Source organism: Methylophilus sp. Leaf416 (assembly GCF_001424665.1).
In the GTDB taxonomy this organism is placed as follows: Bacteria; Pseudomonadota; Gammaproteobacteria; order Burkholderiales; family Methylophilaceae; genus Methylophilus.
This window is the reverse complement of record NZ_LMQS01000001.1, coordinates 754,962-772,684: the sequence shown is the minus strand read 5'-3', so window position 1 is coordinate 772,684 and position 17,723 is coordinate 754,962. Positions and strand designations below refer to the sequence as shown.

General features: G+C 49.4%; 15 protein-coding genes. 8 read left to right on the top strand and 7 right to left on the bottom strand.

Annotated elements, in window-relative coordinates; genetic code table 11:
• The first annotated feature begins 114 nt into the window (after positions 1–114).
• Positions 115–1,050: an SdiA-regulated domain-containing protein gene (locus ASG34_RS03735; protein WP_082504785.1), complete on the top strand. Its 936-nt coding sequence runs from the start codon at positions 115–117 to the stop codon at positions 1,048–1,050.
• Positions 1,051–1,144: 94 nt separating this feature from the next.
• Here the strand turns inward: ASG34_RS03735 and ASG34_RS03730 are convergent, their stop codons facing one another.
• The 3 genes from ASG34_RS03730 to ASG34_RS03720 all read right to left on the bottom strand — a co-directional run bounded on the left by ASG34_RS03730 (position 1,145) and on the right by ASG34_RS03720 (position 4,031).
• Positions 1,145–1,759 (bottom strand): FKBP-type peptidyl-prolyl cis-trans isomerase, encoded by a 615-nt coding sequence (locus ASG34_RS03730; RefSeq protein WP_055826609.1) that lies wholly within the window; start codon positions 1,757–1,759, stop codon positions 1,145–1,147.
• Between the two features lie 233 nt (positions 1,760–1,992).
• On the bottom strand, positions 1,993–3,630 hold the full coding sequence (gene groL / locus ASG34_RS03725) for a chaperonin GroEL (RefSeq protein WP_055826605.1): 1,638 nt from the start codon (positions 3,628–3,630) through the stop codon (positions 1,993–1,995).
• A gap of 113 nt (positions 3,631–3,743) precedes the next feature.
• On the bottom strand, positions 3,744–4,031 hold the full coding sequence (locus ASG34_RS03720; protein WP_055826602.1) for a co-chaperone GroES: 288 nt from the start codon (positions 4,029–4,031) through the stop codon (positions 3,744–3,746).
• Positions 4,032–4,544: 513 nt separating this feature from the next.
• Here ASG34_RS03720 and paoA point away from each other — a divergent pair.
• Genes paoA through ASG34_RS03705 form a run of 3 tightly spaced genes read left to right on the top strand, consistent with a single transcriptional unit; the run spans position 4,545 to position 8,412 of the window.
• Positions 4,545–5,192: an aldehyde dehydrogenase iron-sulfur subunit PaoA gene (gene paoA / locus ASG34_RS03715; RefSeq protein WP_055826599.1), complete on the top strand. Its 648-nt coding sequence runs from the start codon at positions 4,545–4,547 to the stop codon at positions 5,190–5,192.
• Positions 5,126–6,139 (top strand): FAD binding domain-containing protein, encoded by a 1,014-nt coding sequence (locus ASG34_RS03710; protein WP_327037584.1) that lies wholly within the window; start codon positions 5,126–5,128, stop codon positions 6,137–6,139. The genes paoA and ASG34_RS03710 overlap by 67 nt, the downstream gene beginning before the upstream one ends.
• Positions 6,140–6,141: 2 nt before the next feature.
• The gene (locus ASG34_RS03705) at positions 6,142–8,412 is read left to right on the top strand and encodes a xanthine dehydrogenase family protein molybdopterin-binding subunit (RefSeq protein WP_055826594.1); all 2,271 of its coding nucleotides are present in this window, start codon (positions 6,142–6,144) and stop codon (positions 8,410–8,412) included.
• A 301-nt stretch (positions 8,413–8,713) separates the two neighbouring features.
• On the opposite strand, the gene ribA is transcribed toward ASG34_RS03705, so the two are convergent.
• Genes ribA through ASG34_RS03690 form a run of 3 tightly spaced genes read right to left on the bottom strand, consistent with a single transcriptional unit; the run spans position 8,714 to position 11,656 of the window.
• The gene (gene ribA, locus ASG34_RS03700) at positions 8,714–9,343 is read right to left on the bottom strand and encodes a GTP cyclohydrolase II (RefSeq protein WP_055826592.1); all 630 of its coding nucleotides are present in this window, start codon (positions 9,341–9,343) and stop codon (positions 8,714–8,716) included.
• Positions 9,330–10,442 (bottom strand): sigma-54 interaction domain-containing protein, encoded by a 1,113-nt coding sequence (locus ASG34_RS03695; RefSeq protein WP_055827354.1) that lies wholly within the window; start codon positions 10,440–10,442, stop codon positions 9,330–9,332. The genes ribA and ASG34_RS03695 overlap by 14 nt, the downstream gene beginning before the upstream one ends.
• 5 nt (positions 10,443–10,447) lie before the next feature.
• Positions 10,448–11,656: an acyl-CoA dehydrogenase family protein gene (locus tag ASG34_RS03690; RefSeq protein WP_055826590.1), complete on the bottom strand. Its 1,209-nt coding sequence runs from the start codon at positions 11,654–11,656 to the stop codon at positions 10,448–10,450.
• 380 nt (positions 11,657–12,036) lie between these two features.
• Here ASG34_RS03690 and ssuD point away from each other — a divergent pair, with 380 nt between their 5' ends.
• The 4 genes from ssuD to ribB are packed head-to-tail and all read left to right on the top strand — an operon-like array spanning position 12,037 to position 16,051.
• The gene (ssuD, locus tag ASG34_RS03685; RefSeq protein ID WP_055826587.1) at positions 12,037–13,170 is read left to right on the top strand and encodes an FMNH2-dependent alkanesulfonate monooxygenase; all 1,134 of its coding nucleotides are present in this window, start codon (positions 12,037–12,039) and stop codon (positions 13,168–13,170) included.
• A 9-nt stretch (positions 13,171–13,179) separates the two neighbouring features.
• Positions 13,180–14,445 (top strand): acyl-CoA dehydrogenase family protein, encoded by a 1,266-nt coding sequence (locus ASG34_RS03680; RefSeq protein ID WP_082504784.1) that lies wholly within the window; start codon positions 13,180–13,182, stop codon positions 14,443–14,445.
• A gap of 21 nt (positions 14,446–14,466) precedes the next feature.
• Positions 14,467–15,327: an amidohydrolase family protein gene (locus tag ASG34_RS03675; RefSeq protein ID WP_055826583.1), complete on the top strand. Its 861-nt coding sequence runs from the start codon at positions 14,467–14,469 to the stop codon at positions 15,325–15,327.
• Between the two features lie 13 nt (positions 15,328–15,340).
• Positions 15,341–16,051 (top strand): 3,4-dihydroxy-2-butanone-4-phosphate synthase, encoded by a 711-nt coding sequence (ribB, locus tag ASG34_RS03670; RefSeq protein WP_082504783.1) that lies wholly within the window; start codon positions 15,341–15,343, stop codon positions 16,049–16,051.
• A 98-nt stretch (positions 16,052–16,149) separates the two neighbouring features.
• Here ribB and ASG34_RS03665 read toward each other — a convergent pair whose 3' ends face one another.
• On the bottom strand, positions 16,150–17,403 hold the full coding sequence (locus ASG34_RS03665) for an SfnB family sulfur acquisition oxidoreductase (protein ID WP_055826580.1): 1,254 nt from the start codon (positions 17,401–17,403) through the stop codon (positions 16,150–16,152).
• Positions 17,404–17,723 lie beyond the last annotated feature (320 nt).

The following is a 17,723-nucleotide window of genomic DNA, read 5'->3' as shown; positions in this document are numbered from 1 at the left end:
ATTTTTCCAGCTAATCCTGTCGCGGGCTATTGCACCGTATCGCATCCTTGTCATGTAAATGTCCTATAAAACCAGGAACTAACAATAGCGTGCGCAGTCAAGTAGTTAGCTCAAATGAATGAGAAGATTATTTTGCAGTTTAGTAAAACAAAGTTGTTAAAAGCAGGCTTTACTCTGGCGATCATTGCGTCCATCGCCTCCACCCTGTATGTCATGAAGGCCGAAGCGCTGGCCTGGCATGTGTGGCATCAATTCACTCATCATGATCATCATGGCCTCGATCTATCCGAATATGAGGTAGCCATCGAAGGCAAGCAGCTCGCTGATTACAAAAATGCTTCTGGCCTGGCGTTCAATAATGAAACAGGCACATTGTTTACCGTGCTCAATGATATGAGCATGATTGTAGAGTTAACCCGCGATGGCAAACCTATCCGCGAAATCAAAGTCCACGGCACTGACGACCTCGAAGGCATCTCACACCTGGAGAAAGATTATTATGTCGTGGCAGATGAGCGCGAAAGCAAACTCTGGCTACTGCAAATAAAACCGGAGACGCGTGAACTCTCAATCAAGGATGCACGGTTGCTGAAGTTTGGCATGAACGAGCGTGGTAACAAGAATTTTGAGGGAGTAACGTGGGATAGCGTGCACCACCGGCTGATCGTCGTCAAAGAGCGTGATCCAAAGTATGTGATGTCTGTGACGGGTTTGTATGAGCCGAATGAAGACAAACAGAGCCAGATAGAAGTGCAGCGGATGACACAATTTGATCCCGCGTTAAAATGGGCACTAAGGGATTTGTCTTCTGTGACCTATCATGAGCGTACTGGTCATTTCTTTTTGCTCAGTGATGAATCCAAATTGATCAAGCAGTTTAACGAACAAGGGCAAACGCTGGGGTCATTAGCCTTATGGAAAGGCTTTCACGGATTGCACGAAAATGTCCCGCAAGCCGAAGGCGTTTCCATCGATGATGAAGGCAATGTATATATCGTCAGCGAGCCTAACCTTTTCTACGTATTCAAGCCTAAATCCAGCCGCACTTGAGTCAGCTTATTAGCAGTGACTGATTTAAAGCTGAGATAATGAAAAAACCCGCCTTGGCGGGTTTTTCTGCACTAATTTGTCTCGTTTAAAGCAGTTATTCGATACCCAACAACTCAACTTCAAATACTAGCGTCGCATCCGGACCAATCACCGGGCCGCTACCGTTAGCACCATAAGCCAGTTCAGAAGGGATGGTCAGCTCGAATTTGCTGCCAACCTGCATTAACTGCAAGCCTTCTACCCAGCCAGAAATCACACCGGTCACCGGGAAAACGATAGGTTCACCACGGTCATAAGAGCTATCAAATACGGTGCCATCGATCAGCGTGCCTCTGTAATGCACTTTTACGCGATCGCTAGGGACAGGTTTTGCACCATTGCCAGTCACCAGTACTTTATATTGCAGGCCGCTCTCAGTAGTTGTCACGCCTTCTTTTTTAGCATTCTCAGCCAGGTAAGCCACGCCATCAGCCTTGTTTTTTGCCTGTGCAGCCACTTGTTTTGCCTGGCTTTCTTTCTGTACCTGCTCAACCGCGCTTTGCTTTTCTTCATTCGATAAACGGGATGGCTGGTCTGTCATCACATCGCGGACAGCAAGCGCAACCACGTCTGCATCCAGCTCAAGATTATCATTCTTGAGCTGGTGAGCCAGGTTTTCACCCACGATGTAGCTCAGGCGTTGGGTCAGAGTTTTCAATTCGATTGTCATTAAGGGTTCTTTCGTGATTTGAGGATGTTGCTTTGTATCGACAACATAATGCGTAATTATGTCCGAGAAAGCCTATAAAACAAAACCCGCCAAAGCGGGTTTTGTCTGAAATGCTACTTAGGGCATTTTGCGTTAAGCACGAAAGTGAGACAAGGCGCGCAAGTCGAAGACAATACATTTTAGTATGGCAAGACTTGCGCAACGCAGTATCACTGAACTGCTTAAATGCAAAATTACATCATACCGCCCATGCCACCCATACCACCCATATCCGGCATCGCTGGCGCATCTTCTTTAGGCAACTCAGCAACCATGCAATCCGTCGTCAGCATTAAGCCAGCGACTGAAGCGGCATTCTGCAATGCAGAACGGGTTACTTTAGTTGGGTCCAGAATGCCCATTTCGATCATGTCGCCGTAAGTTTCGTTAGCAGCGTTGTAACCGTAGTTGCCTTTGCCAGCCGCTACATTGTTCACGACTACAGATGGCTCAACACCAGCGTTTTGCGTGATCTGGCGCAATGGCTCTTCAACCGCGCGCAGAACAATTTTCACGCCTGCTTCCTGGTCCAGGTTCTCACCTTTGACTTTAGCAATCGCATCACGGGCACGGATCAGCGCCACGCCACCACCAGCTACGATACCTTCTTCAACCGCAGCACGTGTTGCATGCAAAGCATCTTCCACGCGGGCTTTTTTCTCTTTCATTTCGATTTCAGTCGTCGCGCCAACCTTGATCACAGCAACACCACCAGCCAGTTTGGCTACGCGTTCTTGCAGTTTTTCACGGTCGTAGTCGCTAGTCGCTTCTTCGATTTGAGTTTTGATCTGGCCGATACGCGCTTTGATGGTTTCTTCGTTGCCAGCGCCGTCAATGATGATGGTGTTTTCTTTACCCACTTCGATGCGTTTCGCTTGGCCCAAGTCAGTCAGTTGAACACTTTCCAGTTTCAGGCCAACTTCTTCAGAAATAACGGTACCACCGGTCAACACAGCAATGTCTTCCAACATGGCTTTACGACGGTCACCAAAACCAGGTGCTTTCACAGCAGTGGTTTTCAGGATGCCGCGGATGTTGTTCACCACCAGGGTAGCCAGTGCTTCGCCATCTACATCTTCTGAAATGATCAGCAATGGACGGCCAGCTTTAGCCACTTGCTCCAGTGTAGGCAACAGGTCACGGATGTTAGAGATTTTTTTGTCGTGCAATAACACGAAAGGATTGTCCAGCAACGAAATTTGACGCTCTGGATTGTTGATGAAGTAAGGAGACAGGTAACCGCGGTCAAACTGCATACCTTCAACTACATCTAATTCATTGGTCAGGCCTGAACCGTCTTCAACAGTGATCACGCCTTCTTTACCCACTTTGTCCATTGCATCAGCAATGATCTGGCCAACTGAGCTATCGGAGTTAGCAGAAATCGCACCTACTTGTGCAATTTCCTTGCTGGTTGTACATGGCTTGGATTGTGCAGCCAGGTCAGCCACAGCAGCTTCAACTGCTTTATCGATACCGCGCTTCAGGTCCATCGGGTTCATACCAGCCGCTACAGATTTCATGCCTTCGCGAATGATCGCTTGTGCCAACACTGTGGCAGTAGTTGTACCGTCACCGGCGATGTCATTGGTTTTAGAAGCCACTTCTTTCACCATCTGTGCGCCCATGTTTTCGAACTTGTCTTTCAATTCGATTTCTTTGGCAACAGATACACCATCTTTAGTGATAGTAGGCGCGCCGAATGAACGCTCCAACACCACATTGCGGCCTTTAGGGCCCAAAGTCACGCGCACTGCGTTAGCCAATACGTTGACACCGTTTACCATTTTTTGGCGAACGTCATCACCAAATCTTACGTCTTTAGCTGCCATTTAAATTCTCCTAAATGCTTAATATTCAATTAGTTTTTACCAGAAATTGTGTCTAATCATGAAGCGCTGAAAAAGGGATGCTGCAAGCAGAATCGCCTTCAAAGCGGTCAGAATTACTCAACAATCGCCATGATGTCTTCTTCGCGCATAACCAACAGCTCTTCGCCATCGACCTTAACTGCTTGACCGGAGTATTTGCCGAACAACACTTTGTCGCCCACTTTTACGTCCAACGGAATAGATTTGCCGTTGTCATCTTTTTTACCGTTACCAACGGCTTGCACAATGCCTTGATCAGGTTTTTCAGTTGCGCTGTCTGGAATCACAATACCAGAAGCGGTTGTGCGCTCTTCAGCGGCGCGTTTAACAATCACTCGATCATGCAATGGACGAATACTCATAAAAGTCTCCTTGTATTCCTAAAGTATTATTTGGGAAGCGTTTTAATAAAAAATAACCAACGTTGAGTTGCAGCACGCATTTTAGCACTCGCGCACCTTGATTGCTAATTTGGGGTATAAAGCCACATTTCAAGAGGGGAAATTAAAAAAATTTGTGGGCAGGCAAACATTTGCTGTAGCGCCGATTACAGACAATTCATTATTTATGTGAAGAATCAATTCTAGGGGTCAGTTATTTTTCTAGCAAATTTCAAGTGCAGAAAATTTGAAATCTTTAATTACTTTTCAAATACCCGTAAGTAAATACTTGTCTTCAGGACCTTTGTTTCTGGGGCTTTAAAATAATGAATGTCTTAGATTGTTATTTATTTTCTATCAGATTTTCCGGGCTGCATTCTTCTCATTCCTGTCTCCGCTGTATCGAACAGGAACTTAATCTACTCTTATCTATCACTCTAGGTGTCGCGAATAGTATTGATTAATCCGGCAATCTCTTTTTCAAGGAAGTGAAGAATGGCTGAATTCGATCCAAACAGACGTAAATTCATAAGAAATACTGCCGCTTCAAGTGGAGCGATAGCGGTTGCCAAAATTGCGACAGAAGCTGAAGCCAGATCAGTTATCCAGCCTTCACAGACTACCGAGCCTTCCAAGGTGAATGTCTTATTGAAAGTGAATGGCAGTGAGCACCAGTTACTGGTTGATTCACGAACTACGCTACTTGACGCCCTGCGGGAGCGATTGCATCTCACCGGGACGAAAAAAGGCTGTGATCAAGGCCAGTGTGGCGCTTGTACCGTGATCGTAGACGGACGACGTATCGCTTCATGCCTGACCCTTGCCGTGATGCAAGAAGGCCACGACATCACAACGATTGAAGGTTTGGGTACTCCGAATAATCTACATCCGATGCAGGCTGCTTTCATCAAGCACGATGGCTATCAATGCGGATTCTGTACTCCGGGACAAATCTGCTCCGCAGTTGCGATGCTTGATGAGATCAAAGCCGGGATACCGAGTCATGTCACGGAGGATCTGACACACCCAATTGAGATGAGCACTATTGAGTTCAGAGAACGCATGAGCGGTAATTTATGCCGCTGTGGTGCTTATTCAAATATCCAGGAAGCCATCACAGAAGTTGCCGGGGTATCCAGATGAAAGCATTTACTTATGAGAGAGTCAATTTACCGGTTGATGCAGCTGTCAAAGCAGCACGTATCAGTAATTCGAAATTCATAGCAGGCGGGACTAACCTCCTCGATTTAATGAAATTGCAGGTAGAGACCCCTGGCCATTTAATTGATATCAATGACCTTGGCTTGGATAAAATTGAACCTACCACCGATGGTGGTTTACGAATCGGTGCCCTGGTGCGCAATACAGACCTTGCTGCGCATGACATTGTGCGGCGCAAATATGGCGTCCTTTCAAGAGCCTTGCTTGCAGGCGCCTCCGGTCAACTGAGAAATCAGGCAACCACGGCTGGTAACTTATTACAGCGTACTCGCTGTCCTTATTTTTATGATACCAATCTGCCCTGTAACAAACGGGAGCCCGGCACTGGCTGTGCGGCACTTGGTGGATATAGCCGCAATCATGCGATTGTAGGCGTGAGTGATCAATGTATTGCTACTCATCCGAGCGACATGGCTGTTGCCATGCGGGTATTGGATGCGACGATTGAGACTGTTCGTTCGAACGGGTCAACCCGATCAATACCTATTGCTGAGTTGCACAGGTTACCTGGTAATACACCCCAGATTGAACATACGCTGGAGAAGGGGGAATTGATCACTGCGGTGACACTTCCGCCGCCTGTTGGAGGCATTCACATTTACCGGAAAGTAAGGGACCGCGCATCTTATGCCTTTGCTCTTGTATCTGTTGCAGCCATTATTCAACGAGACGGATCAGGCAGAGTGGCGCTAGGCGGCGTGGCACATAAGCCCTGGCGCGTTGAGGAAGCTGAGCGGGCTTTGCCGAAAGGGGCCAAAGCAGTGTCGGCTAAGTTGTTGGCAAATGCGCGTACCACACATGACAATGCATTTAAAGTGTCCCTGGTGGAACGTACGCTAGCGTCGGTCATCAATGAAGCGAAGGCATAACCATGAAATTCGATACCCCGGCAACCAATAACCCTATAGACCAGCTGAAAGTGGTGGGTCAGCCCGTTTCCCGCATTGATGGCCCGCTCAAAACCACTGGCACCGCGCCTTATGCCTATGACCGGAATGACGTTATCGCAAACCAGGCCTATGGTTACATACTTGGATCGAGTATTGCAAAAGGCCACATTACCTCACTTAATTTATCAGCTGCCAAAGCTTATCCTGGCGTAATCACAATCGTGACTTACCAAAATGCGGGAAAGCTCGCTAAAGGTAAATTCAATACAGCCCTGTTGCTGGGTGGCCCAGAAATTCAGCACTATCACCAGGCTATCGCCATTGTGGTGGCCGAAACCTTTGAACAAGCCCGGGCTGCCGCTCACCTGATCCAGGTTAAGTATGAGCGATCCAAGGGCTATTATGACCTGGAAAAAGAAAAGCCCAAAGGCGTCCCCACAGATGATACGGGTACAGCGGGTGAGAGTGCCGTAGGTAATTTCGACGCCGCTTTTGCATCATCATCTTTAAAGTTGGATGCGACTTACTCCACCTCCCATGAATCGCATTCGATGATGGAACCGCATGCCACGATTGCAGCCTGGGATGGCGGCCAGTTAACACTATGGACCTCTAATCAGATGATCGATTGGGCGGTTGGAGATATGGCGAAGACTCTCGGCATTGCCAAGGAAAAAGTGCGGGTGATATCCCCGTATATCGGTGGTGGATTTGGTGCCAAATTATTTTTGCGCTCTGATGCCTTAATGGCCGCCCTTGCAGCCAGGGCCGCACAACGCCCCGTGAAAGTGAGTTTGCAGCGCGCTTTGATCCCTAACAATACAACGCACCGTTCCGCAACGATTCAGCGCATACGCATTGGCGCTAATAAAGATGGACTGATTACCGCTATCGGCCATGAAAGCTGGTCGGGCAACTTGCCGGAGGGCGGGCCTGAGGCCGGCGCATTCCAGACGCGCTCCCTGTATGCGGGAGCAAACCGGATGACCTCGAATCGCGTGTCCAGGCTGGATCTACCTGAAGCCAACGCCATGCGTGCGCCAAACGAGGCTTCCGGGCTGGCGGCGCTGGAAATCGCCATGGATGAAATGGCAGAGAAATTAGGCATGGATCCCATTGAGTTCCGCATCAGGAATGACACTCAAACTGTTCCGGACTCTCCTGCTAAACCTTCATCGACAGATTCACAATCCAAAAAAACTGAAGAAAAAGAGCCACCAAATCCTCATCCACCATTTTCCTTACGCCAACTGGTGAAGTGCTTCCAAACTGGCGCTAAACAATTTGGATGGAGCAAACGAAAAGCTAAGCCTGGGGTATTGCGTGAAGGCCGCTGGTTGATTGGATTGGGAGTCGCATCCGCTTATCGGGATAACATCGTCACGAAATCAGCTGCGCGCATACGTCTGGATCGGCGTGGCTATTTGACTGTTGAAACTGACATGACGGACATCGGTACCGGCAGCTACACCATCATTGCCCAAACGGCGGCGGAAATGATGGGCGTGCCTTTAGCAAAGGTCAATGTCAGACTTGGCGACTCGAATTTTCCGGTTTCATCTGGTTCAGGCGGTCAGTGGGGCGGTAACAGTTCTACTTCAGGTGTGTATGCTGCCTGTGTCAAATTGCGGGAAGCCATCGCGCAAAAAGCAAATTTCAATATCGAGAGTGCTGTTTTTGCTGATGAGAAAATCCTTCATGGCTCAAAGAGCTTTACTCTGGCGGAATTGGCGGGCAGCCAAGGTATAAACGCTGAAGATACGATTGAATTCGGTGATCTTGATAAAAAATACCAGCAGTCCACCTTTGGTGCACATTTTGTAGAGGTTGCTGTGGATGCTTACACCGGCGAAACCAGGATTCGCCGTATGTTAGCCGTTTGCGCAGCCGGGCGCATCCTTAATCCAAAAACGGCACGTAGCCAGGTGATTGGCGCGATGACCATGGGGGTAGGGGCTGCTTTGATGGAGTCACTGGAGGTCGACCAGCGCTATGGTTATTTTGTGAATCATGACCTGGCGGGTTATGAAGTCCCAGTACATGCAGACATTCCGCACCAGGAAGTGATTTTCCTGGAAGAAACTGATCCTATCTCATCCCCTATGAAAGCCAAAGGCGTCGGGGAGTTGGGTATCTGTGGTGTGGCTGCAGCAGTATCGAACGCCATTTACAATGCCACAGGTGTTCGTGTGCGTGACTATCCTGTCACCCTCGACAAACTTATTGGCAAAATCTCGATCAAGGTGGGATAGATTTCATAGTCATCCCTGAAACTCCAATAAGAACGCTTAAAGTTATCGATAAAATATATAAAAGTGTTCGAGTCATTTTTTTATAAGACATAAATTTTTATGATTCTACACAGATAGTTATTACCATGGCTGTCTCAAATGCCAAATCGTGACTGGTGTTTTTAAGGTTTCAGTAAGGATTTATATGAGTAGGGCCAATTTGGCTTTTCTTGGGTTGGTTGCGTAGGAGGGCATGCTTACGCTTCTGGAATCATGGCGTTGCAGACTGCCTTAATCAATCAAGTTATAGAGTTTGATTGTTTTATATCGATAGCACATGTCCCAATTTTAATTTCTTAGTATACAAATAGGATTGATTCGAGGCGTTCACTTCTGTCTGCAAAGGTCGGATTTTATCAATCACGATTTTATGGGAAAGCAACGATGAGACCTTTCCTGGATTATTAGTGAGCAGGGTGATGGAAGCGATACTGAGTTTTTTTAAAATGACAGCAGCGGCTTCATATTGTCTGCTATCCACCGGCAGGTTTAGTTTAAGGTTGGCGTCCACGGTGTCCAGCCCGCTATCTTGTAGTGCATAAGCCAGTATCTTGTTGGTTATACCTATGCCTCTGCCTTCCTGGCCGCGCAAGTAGATGATGACGCCTTTTTCTTCTTGCTGGATTAGTGTCTGCGCAAGTTTGAACTGGTCCCCGCAATCGCAGCGTTGCGATGAAAACACGTCACCCGTCAGGCATTCTGAATGCACGCGGGTTAACACGTTGTTTTTGCCTGCAATATCACCCAGCACCAATGCGATATGTTCAATATGGGTTTGCGCGTCTTCAAACACATGCAACAGGTATTCGCCGTATTGCGTGGGTAATTTCGAAGTCGCTTTCAGGGTGATGCGCTCGGCCTCTAATGCTGGCTGCAAATCATCTAAGCGCATTAATGGCTCCCATTTTGATCAGCTTGGCCCTTACTACATTTCTGCTGACGCCGAGTAATTTGGCGGTTTGCACCTGATTCTGGTGGCAATGGTCATAGGCGGCTTTGACGAACGCGTCTTCAAAATAGGTATACAAATCCTCTTTGCCTGACTCAAATAACTGGTCGAAGGCTTCTTCCAGAACATCTGCTTCAGCCTGATGTTGCACTTGCTGTTCGGATTTCTGGCGGTGCAATTGGATGGAGGACAGGTGCAGATCTTCGCTACGTACCAGATTGTTTTTGCAGATGAGCAGCGAGTGGTGGATGACATTTTCCAGTTCACGGATGTTGCCTGGCCAGCTGTGCTGTAGCAGTTTCTGCCTGGCGGAGTCATCCAGGCGGATTTCTGAATAACCCAGGCGGCGGGTGTATTCACCGACGAAGTACTCAGCCAGCGGCAGTATATCGCCAGGGCGGTTTCTTAAGGTTGGTAATTCCAGGTGGGCAACGCGTAAGCGATAGAATAAATCTTCCCGGAAATTCCCCGCCTGTACTGCTTCCTCCAGCCGGACATTAGTAGCCGCCACCAAACGCACATCAATCGGTGTCGATTTTCGGGCGCCAAGGCGGACGACTTCGCGCTCTTGCAACACACGCAGCAATTTGACCTGGATGTTGAGCGGTAAATCGCCAATTTCATCGAGGAACAGTGTCCCGCCATTAGCCGCTTCAAACCAGCCTGCTTTCGCAACAAAGGCGCCGGTAAACGCACCTTTCTCATGGCCGAATAGTTCGCTTTCAACCAGGGTTTCAGAAAACGCGCCGCAATTCACCGCGACAAACGGTTTGCCTTTACGGTTGCTCAGTTCATGCACATGCCTGGCGATCAGTTCCTTGCCGGTACCCGTTTCCCCTATGATCAGTACATTAGCATCACTGGGCGCGATCTGATTGATGCGGCTCAGCAGTGCGATAGATTTAGGGTCTTCAAACACCTGCGCCGTGGCACGGATAGAGGTCGTCAGCGAACGCGAATTCGGCAGCGTCAGCAGCTTCTTTTCGTTCTCGCGGGTGGTCACATCATTCGCGTAATCCAGTTGCTCGATAAATTTGTCCATAATTTTCATGAGTAAAATGTAGGGTTAGGGAAGCTGCCATTCAGCGCCCATTCACCCAGCTCCTTGATTTTGTAATCTATGGGGTCATGCAGGGTATGTGTTCTCAGGTTACGCCAATGCCGGTCCAGTCTCAAGCCTGCATGTGTTGCCCTTGAGCCCGCGACTTCGAACATGCGGCTGGTAATATCCAGGCCGGTGCGGGTAGCCAGCACTTTGGCGGCACTGATGCTGATTGCTACCAGGCCACGCTCTTCTTCAGTTAATGCCAGTTCTTTTGCCCAGGCGTTATCCAGTTTTTCTGCCGCCAGGTTGGTCAGCGCACGTGTGGCCTCCAGGCTCACCCAAAACTCGCCATAATGGCTGAGGATATAAGGATCTTCACTAGTCAAAGCCACGTTAGAATTCTTCCATGGCCTGGCTTCGTGCAAGGTGTAGTTTTGCGCATCATTAAAAGCGCCTTCTGCAATGCCCAGGTAAATATTGGTCAGGATCAATTGCGCGATCAGCGGCCTTAAACATGCAAAAGGGTTGCTGAGTGGCCCCGGCTCGGTCAGCAGTTCGTTTTCTTCAACGCGTACTTTCTCGAAATTCACGGTGCCGCTATCAGTTTGGCGCTGGCCGATATTGTCCCAGTCATCCATGATGGTAATACCCGTCCGCAACGTGGGAATAGCCGCAATCACCAATTCGCCATCTGTTTTCTTGATAGCCGATGCAATTAGCATTTCCGAATCCAGCGCGCCGGAACAAAAACTTTTCTTGCCGGAAAACTCATGCCAGTGCGCGTACGATTTGGAAATCGTCCTGTCATCTAAAGGGTTAAGTGCATTACCCCAGAACCAGTCCAGTTGTGCAGTTTGCTCAAACCAGCGTTCCCATTGGTCAGGCCGCGAAAACAGGCGCACAGTTGCCAGCATCAGGTGTTGAAAGCCATACACATGCGCAATCGAACTATCCACCTTGGCAAACTCACGTACTACCAGCAAGGTTTCCTGCCAGTTGGCACCATAGCCACCATATTGCTGCGGAATGATTAACGACAGCAGGCCGCTGTTGCGCAACGCATCACGTTCAAATTTTGGTGTGCCACCGCGATGATCACGCTCCACTGCGGTCAGTGCAAATGAATCAGCCAATAGTCTCGCTACCGCCAAAGGTTCCAACCCATCACTCAGGTGCACTGTGGGTATGAGGGCAAATTGATTTATATTCAAAAGTTATATCCAGCTTATTGCTTATGCTGGAATATTCAGCAGGATTTGTGCCAACTCAATTGAGTGCTGATTTTCAGCATGCCTCTGCTTTAATAGTGTGTTGATATTGGCAATAAGTATATATAAAACAATAGCTTATTTATTTATAGATAGGTTGCGGTTGTGGCAATCAAATAACTCTGTATTTCTTATTAAAACCACATCTGCTGCTGTATCAGCAACTATGCTGCTGATACAGCAGCACCCCGGTTGATTGTGCTGCTTATCCAGCAACATTGAATTTCTATTATTTAAGTGACTGAATTGATTGATTTTTATTTATGGCATGCTCTTTGCAATTGTTCACTCAATCTGTAGCACGAGTGAAGGAAAGCACTATCATGGAAATCTTCTGGTTTTTACCCACACATGGTGACCAGCGTTACCTAGGCACCAGCAAGGGTGCCAGGCCGGCAACATTCTCTTATTTAAAACAAATTGCACAGGCAGCCGACAGGCTTGGGTTTGGTGGGGTGTTGGTTCCGTCCGGACGTTCCTGCGAAGACGCCTGGGTGATTTCTTCTGCCCTGATCAATGAAACCAAACAACTCAAATTTTTAGTGGCAACCCGTCCTGGATTTATATCCCCAGTGGTGTCCGCCAGGATGGCCTCCACCCTGGACCGCATTTCCGGGGGGCGTTTGCTGATCAATGTAGTGGCTGGTGGCGACCCGGCAGAGCAGCAGGCCGAAGGCAGCTTTCTTGCCCATGACGAGCGCTATGCAGAAGCGGAAGAATTTTTATCTATCTGGCGTGCAGTACTGGCAGAAGAAGTGGTTGATTTTGAAGGCGATTACTTGCGCGTGAAAGGTGCCAGCCTGCCCACCGGCAGCCTGCAAAAGCCTTATCCGCCATTATTTATCGGTGGTGCTTCTGAAGCAGCCATTGCACTGAGCAGCAAGCATGTGGATGTGCATTTGACCTGGGGCGAGCCACCGGCAGCGGTAGCGGAAAAAATCCGCGTGATTCGCGAGGCGGCGGCACAGCAGGGGCGCAGTATCCGCTTCGGTATCCGCCTGCATGTGATTGTGCGCGAAAACAGTGAGCAAGCCTGGGCGGCAGCCGAGGATTTAATCTCGCATGTGACCGATGACACGATTGCTGCTGCACAGGCAGCAGTTGCGAATTTTGATTCAGTCGCGCAAAAGAAAATGACCGAATTACATCAGGGTCTGCGTGACAAGCTGGAAGTGTCTCCCAATTTGTGGGCAGGGGTAGGTTTGGTGCGCGGCGGCGCGGGTACTGCGCTGGTAGGTAACCCACAGGAAGTGGCTGACAGGATCAAAGAGTATCAATCGCTAGGGATTGATTACTTTATCTTCTCCGGCTATCCGCATCTGGAAGAGTCTTACCGCGTCGCCGAGTTGTTGTTCCCGCTATTGCCGGTGCAGCCCAGGGTAGAAGCCGAGGTGAGTATCAACACCAACATGACCGGGCCCTTTGGCGCGGCCAGACCGGTTAAACATGCGGCGTAGGGGAAAGTAATGACACTTGCAGTTAACGCCCGCCAGAAAGATGAATCCAAAGAAATAGCATTGAACGGCGGTACATTAAAGAAGGACACTTTTAATCAGCATGGCATTGCGTTTAGTGGCAACCCGCAGCAAGTTACGCAGCAACTGGTTGCCTATTTAGCCAAAACAGCGGTAGAGCGCGATGCGGCAGGCGGCACGCCTTACGAGCAAAGGCAGGCGGTTCGCGATAGCGGGTTATTGAAATTACTCATCCCGCAAACCTATGGCGGCCTGGGTGGCAACTGGCAGGAAATCTATACCATCATCCGCCAGATCGCCCGCGTCGACAGTTCCATCGCCCAGGTATTTGCCTTCCAGTTCCTGATGCTGACTTCTATCCGCCTGTACGCCAGTGATGATCAATGGCAGCACTATTACCGGTTAACCGCCAGCCATAATTTGTGGTGGGGCAACGCGCTCAATCCGCTGGATAACCGCACCATTGCACGCAAGATTCCCGGTGGTTATGAATTCACCGGCCAGAAAAGTTTTTGCTCGGGCTCTATGGATTCGGACTACATGATTGTCTCCGCCATTGAGGAAAATACCGGCAAGTTCCTGGTGGCGGCGGTACCTACTCAGCGTAAGGGCATACACCTGAAAGGCGATTGGGACAATATCGGCCAGCGCCAGACCGACAGTGGAAGTGCAGAGTTTGAGCAGCTATTGGTCGAAGATGGCGAATTACTGATTGATCCGGGTCCGCTGAGTTCTTCTTTTGCCAGCCTGCGCTCGCTGGTCGCGCAATTGATATTCACCAATATCTACATTGGCATTGCCGAAGGCGCGTTGGAAGAAGGCGTCAAATACACCAGCAGCAACAGCCGCGTCTGGTCTGGCTCGCTGGCGCAAACCATACACCAGGACCCGTTTACGCTGCTGCATTACGGCGAATTCTGGGCCGGTCTGCATGCCTCTGCCATCATTGCGGACCACGCAGCCGCTTTGCTTGACCTGGCCTGGGAAAAAGATCTGTCCCTGGATGAAAAAACCAGGGGTGAACTGGCGCTGGCGGTGTTTTCCGCCAAGGTGAATGCGACAAAATCCGGCCTGGATGTGACGACGCGCATATTCGAGGTTGCAGGTGCCAGGGCCACCACGGCCAAACTGCGCATGGACAGGTACTGGCGCAACTTGCGGGTATACACCTTACACGACCCGGTGGATTACAAACTGAAAGACCTGGGGGATTGGGCGCTGAACGGCAATTATCCAACCCCAAGTTTCTACGCTTAAACTCTTGATTGAATTGATTTCATGAAACAAAAAATAATTGATATGCGCAACCGTCCTGCATTTTTGCATGACTTTTTTGGCGCAACCCCGAACACGCCTTCATACGCAACAGCAAAATGGCTTAACCAGCGGGTGGGCTCGCTGGAGCCTGAACATTTCCGGCGCTCTTACACGGTTGAAGGGTACCTGCAGGAAATTGATGAGGCTGGGATTGATTACGCTGTGGTAGTCGGCCGCGAAACCCCTGATCTGACGATAGATGATCACCAGGTCGCGCAACTGGTCAGTCACAGCCCTAAGCTGGTGGGATTGGGCTCGGTGGATATAGAAACCCGCGGGGTGGAGAGTGCATTGGCGGCGATTGATCAGGCTATCCATCAACACCAGTTCAAAGCCATCAACATCGAACCCGGTTTCGGCAAGCCTGCACGTTATGTAGATGACCCGATATTTGATCCGGTTTATCAGGCGTGCCAACGCCACAAGGTACCGGTGTGCGTGATGTCCGGACCAACCACGCCAGACCTGGATTATGCGCACCCGAATGCGGTTGCCAGGCTAGCCAGGAAATACCCGGATTTAAATATCATTTGTTTTCACGGCTATTACCCGTTTGTGAACGAAATCGTTGGTGCGGCTTTCCGCTACCCCAACTTATACCTGGTACCTGATATGTATATCTTCCAGCCGGGTGCTGAGCTCTATGTGCAGGCAGCAAACAAGTTTTTGGGTGACCAGCTGTTGTTTGGCACCTCGTATCCTTTCCGGCCTATGCAGCAAACCATAGATGATTTCATCCAACTGGGTTTCAAGGACGAAGTATTGGAGAAAGTGTTTTACAGCAACGCAGCCGGATTATTAAATCTGGGCGAAAAAGAATAAGGAAGTGTTTTAAATGCAAAATAATCTTGAAAAGTTTGATGCTGTCAGCCAAGCGATTGAGGCTATCGCCAATGGCGAGTTTGTGATTGTGGTGGATGACACTGACCGCGAAAATGAAGGTGATTTAATCATCGCTGCGGAGAAGATCACGACTGAACAAATGGCGTTTCTGGTAAGGCATAGCAGTGGTCTGGTGTGCGTCGCTCTCGGTGAAGAGCGACTGAATGCGCTGGCACTGCCGCAAATGGTGGCTCAAAATGCAGACCCGTTCAGGACTGCTTTTACCGTCAGTGTGGATTATAAATACGGCACCACCAGCGGCATTTCTGCTGCGGACAGAGCCTTAACGTTAAGGGCATTGGCCAACAGTAACAGCCAGGCAAGCGAGTTTCATAGACCTGGCCATATATTCCCGTTACGGGCGCGGGTAGGTGGTGTGCTCGAACGCCCGGGGCATACCGAAGCCGCTTATGATTTAGCACGGATGGCAGGCCTCAGCCCTGTCGGTGTGTTGTGCGAAATCGTCAATGACGATGGCAGTATGGCAAGGCGACCGGACCTGCTGTTATTCGCTAAAAAGCATGGTTTGAAAATCATCACCATTGCTGAAATGATTATGTACCGTGAGCAGGACCTGGAGCAAACTTTCCCTTATCAAAGCGAACGTCCGGCGCCTAGCCGTTTGCAGAATAAACTGCTGGATTCCGCAATCAGCTATATTTAAAAATGCCTGGCGGTAACTGAAAAAACGCTGTGCTTTTCAGGTAGCTATATAAAATAAAGCCCTCAATCGAGGGCTTTATTTTTAGCTGAATCCTTGAATCAAATCCATGGATGGCGCGGTGGCTTCACCTTGTTCAGGCTGTAATTGCCCACTGCATGGTATTTCCAGCGTACCGGGTCATGCAGTGTGTGCGTCCGGGCATTGCGCCAGTGCCTGTCCAGGTTGTATTCACCCAATGTAGAACGTGTACCTGCCAGCTCAAATAACTTGCTGCCGGCCAGCAGCGCGGTTTCGGTACTGAGCACTTTGGCTTCAGCCACTGCAATCGAAGCTTCCGCGACAGTTTCTTCGTTCGGGTTGCGTTGCGCTTCATCGATGTATTCACCGGCGCGGGCCAATAAAGCGTCCGTCGCATGGATACGGATTTGCAGGTCGCCGATATCCTTAATCGTGTGCGGATCTTCATAACCGTGTTCCAGCTCGGTATCTATCCATGGACGGGTGTAATTACGCACGAAATGCAGTGTGTCCTTAAATGCCGCACGGGCAATGCCGGTATCTACCGCTGCCTGGATGATTTGTGCCACCGGGCCCATGGCGGTAGGGCGGTCAAACGCCAGGTGATGTGGTACCACATGTTCGCTGGGCACAAAAATATTGTCCAGGATGGTGGTGCCGCTCGCAGTAGTGCGCTGGCCGAAGCTGGACCAGTCATCAATTATAGTGAGGCCTTCAGCGCCAGCCGGGACAAACGCCACCACGGTGTTATCGTTTTCGTCTTTGGCCACCACTGGCACCCAATCCGCCAGCAACGCGCCTGAGGAATAGAATTTTTTGCCATTCAGGAAGTAGCCGCTGTTGGCGGGTGTCAGCTTGGTTTTCACATCATTAACGCTTTTGGTGCCGACTTCAGAAAAAGCATTGCCAAAGCGTACGCCTTGCAGCACCAGGTCAAAAAAGTAGCGCTTCTGGAAATCCGTGCCATCCAGGCGCAAACCTTCCACCATATACAAATGGTTTTGCGGGATCTGGCCTATGCTGGGGTCAGCTTCTGCCACTATTGCAATCACTTCTGCCAGCGTTTTGTTCGAAACGCCTGCGCCGCCATACTCCTTAGGCACGGTAATGCCCCACAAGCCGCTACTAGAGAATAAGTCCAGCTCTTTGCGCGGCAAGCGTCTTTCCTTGTCGCGGATTGAAGCCTCTTTGGCGATTTCAGTGGCTACCTGATGTGCAACCGCGATGGCTTCGGCATCACTTTTAATAATATGGGCGGCATCCCTGCCGCGATGTTCGTGCGCCTGGTTCAGGCTCTCGGGCAAATGCGCAACTTTGCTTGCATGTGCAGTCATATTTGAATCCTTCTAACTAAAAATAAGGGAGATTTAAAAGCGCAGTCATTTAGTTGTTAAATAGCGCTGCGCGTCGATGTAGCTATTGCATTTAGCATGCCAATAGATAAGTAATTGAATTTAAATGGTTTATTTAATTTCGTTATGACGTTGAGCGCTTTTAGAAACAGCTTTCTGCTGAATGGGTGCTGATTAATCAGCACCTAATAGCCAGTTTTTAGCTGGTAAAGCGTGAGTCAGGTGCTGTATTTCTGTTTTAGCTGCTGCTATATCAGCAGCGCATCAGCATATATTGCTAAATTTCAACATGGTTAAACAGC

Bases quoted from the DNA above. Each gene is read 5' to 3' on its own strand.
- ASG34_RS03735 (WP_082504785.1), top strand. From the start codon at position 115: ATGAATGAGAAGATTATTTTGCAGTTTAGTAAAACAAAGTTGTTAAAA.
- ASG34_RS03730 (WP_055826609.1), bottom strand. From the start codon at position 1,759: ATGACAATCGAATTGAAAACTCTGACCCAACGCCTGAGCTACATCGTG.
- groL (WP_055826605.1), bottom strand. From the start codon at position 3,630: ATGGCAGCTAAAGACGTAAGATTTGGTGATGACGTTCGCCAAAAAATG.
- ASG34_RS03720 (WP_055826602.1), bottom strand. From the start codon at position 4,031: ATGAGTATTCGTCCATTGCATGATCGAGTGATTGTTAAACGCGCCGCT.
- paoA (WP_055826599.1), top strand. From the start codon at position 4,545: ATGGCTGAATTCGATCCAAACAGACGTAAATTCATAAGAAATACTGCC.
- ASG34_RS03710 (WP_327037584.1), top strand. From the start codon at position 5,126: ATGCCGCTGTGGTGCTTATTCAAATATCCAGGAAGCCATCACAGAAGT.
- ASG34_RS03705 (WP_055826594.1), top strand. From the start codon at position 6,142: ATGAAATTCGATACCCCGGCAACCAATAACCCTATAGACCAGCTGAAA.
- ribA (WP_055826592.1), bottom strand. From the start codon at position 9,343: ATGCGCTTAGATGATTTGCAGCCAGCATTAGAGGCCGAGCGCATCACC.
- ASG34_RS03695 (WP_055827354.1), bottom strand. From the start codon at position 10,442: ATGGACAAATTTATCGAGCAACTGGATTACGCGAATGATGTGACCACC.
- ssuD (WP_055826587.1), top strand. From the start codon at position 12,037: ATGGAAATCTTCTGGTTTTTACCCACACATGGTGACCAGCGTTACCTA.
- ASG34_RS03680 (WP_082504784.1), top strand. From the start codon at position 13,180: ATGACACTTGCAGTTAACGCCCGCCAGAAAGATGAATCCAAAGAAATA.
- ASG34_RS03675 (WP_055826583.1), top strand. From the start codon at position 14,467: ATGAAACAAAAAATAATTGATATGCGCAACCGTCCTGCATTTTTGCAT.
- ribB (WP_082504783.1), top strand. From the start codon at position 15,341: ATGCAAAATAATCTTGAAAAGTTTGATGCTGTCAGCCAAGCGATTGAG.
- ASG34_RS03665 (WP_055826580.1), bottom strand. From the start codon at position 17,403: ATGACTGCACATGCAAGCAAAGTTGCGCATTTGCCCGAGAGCCTGAAC.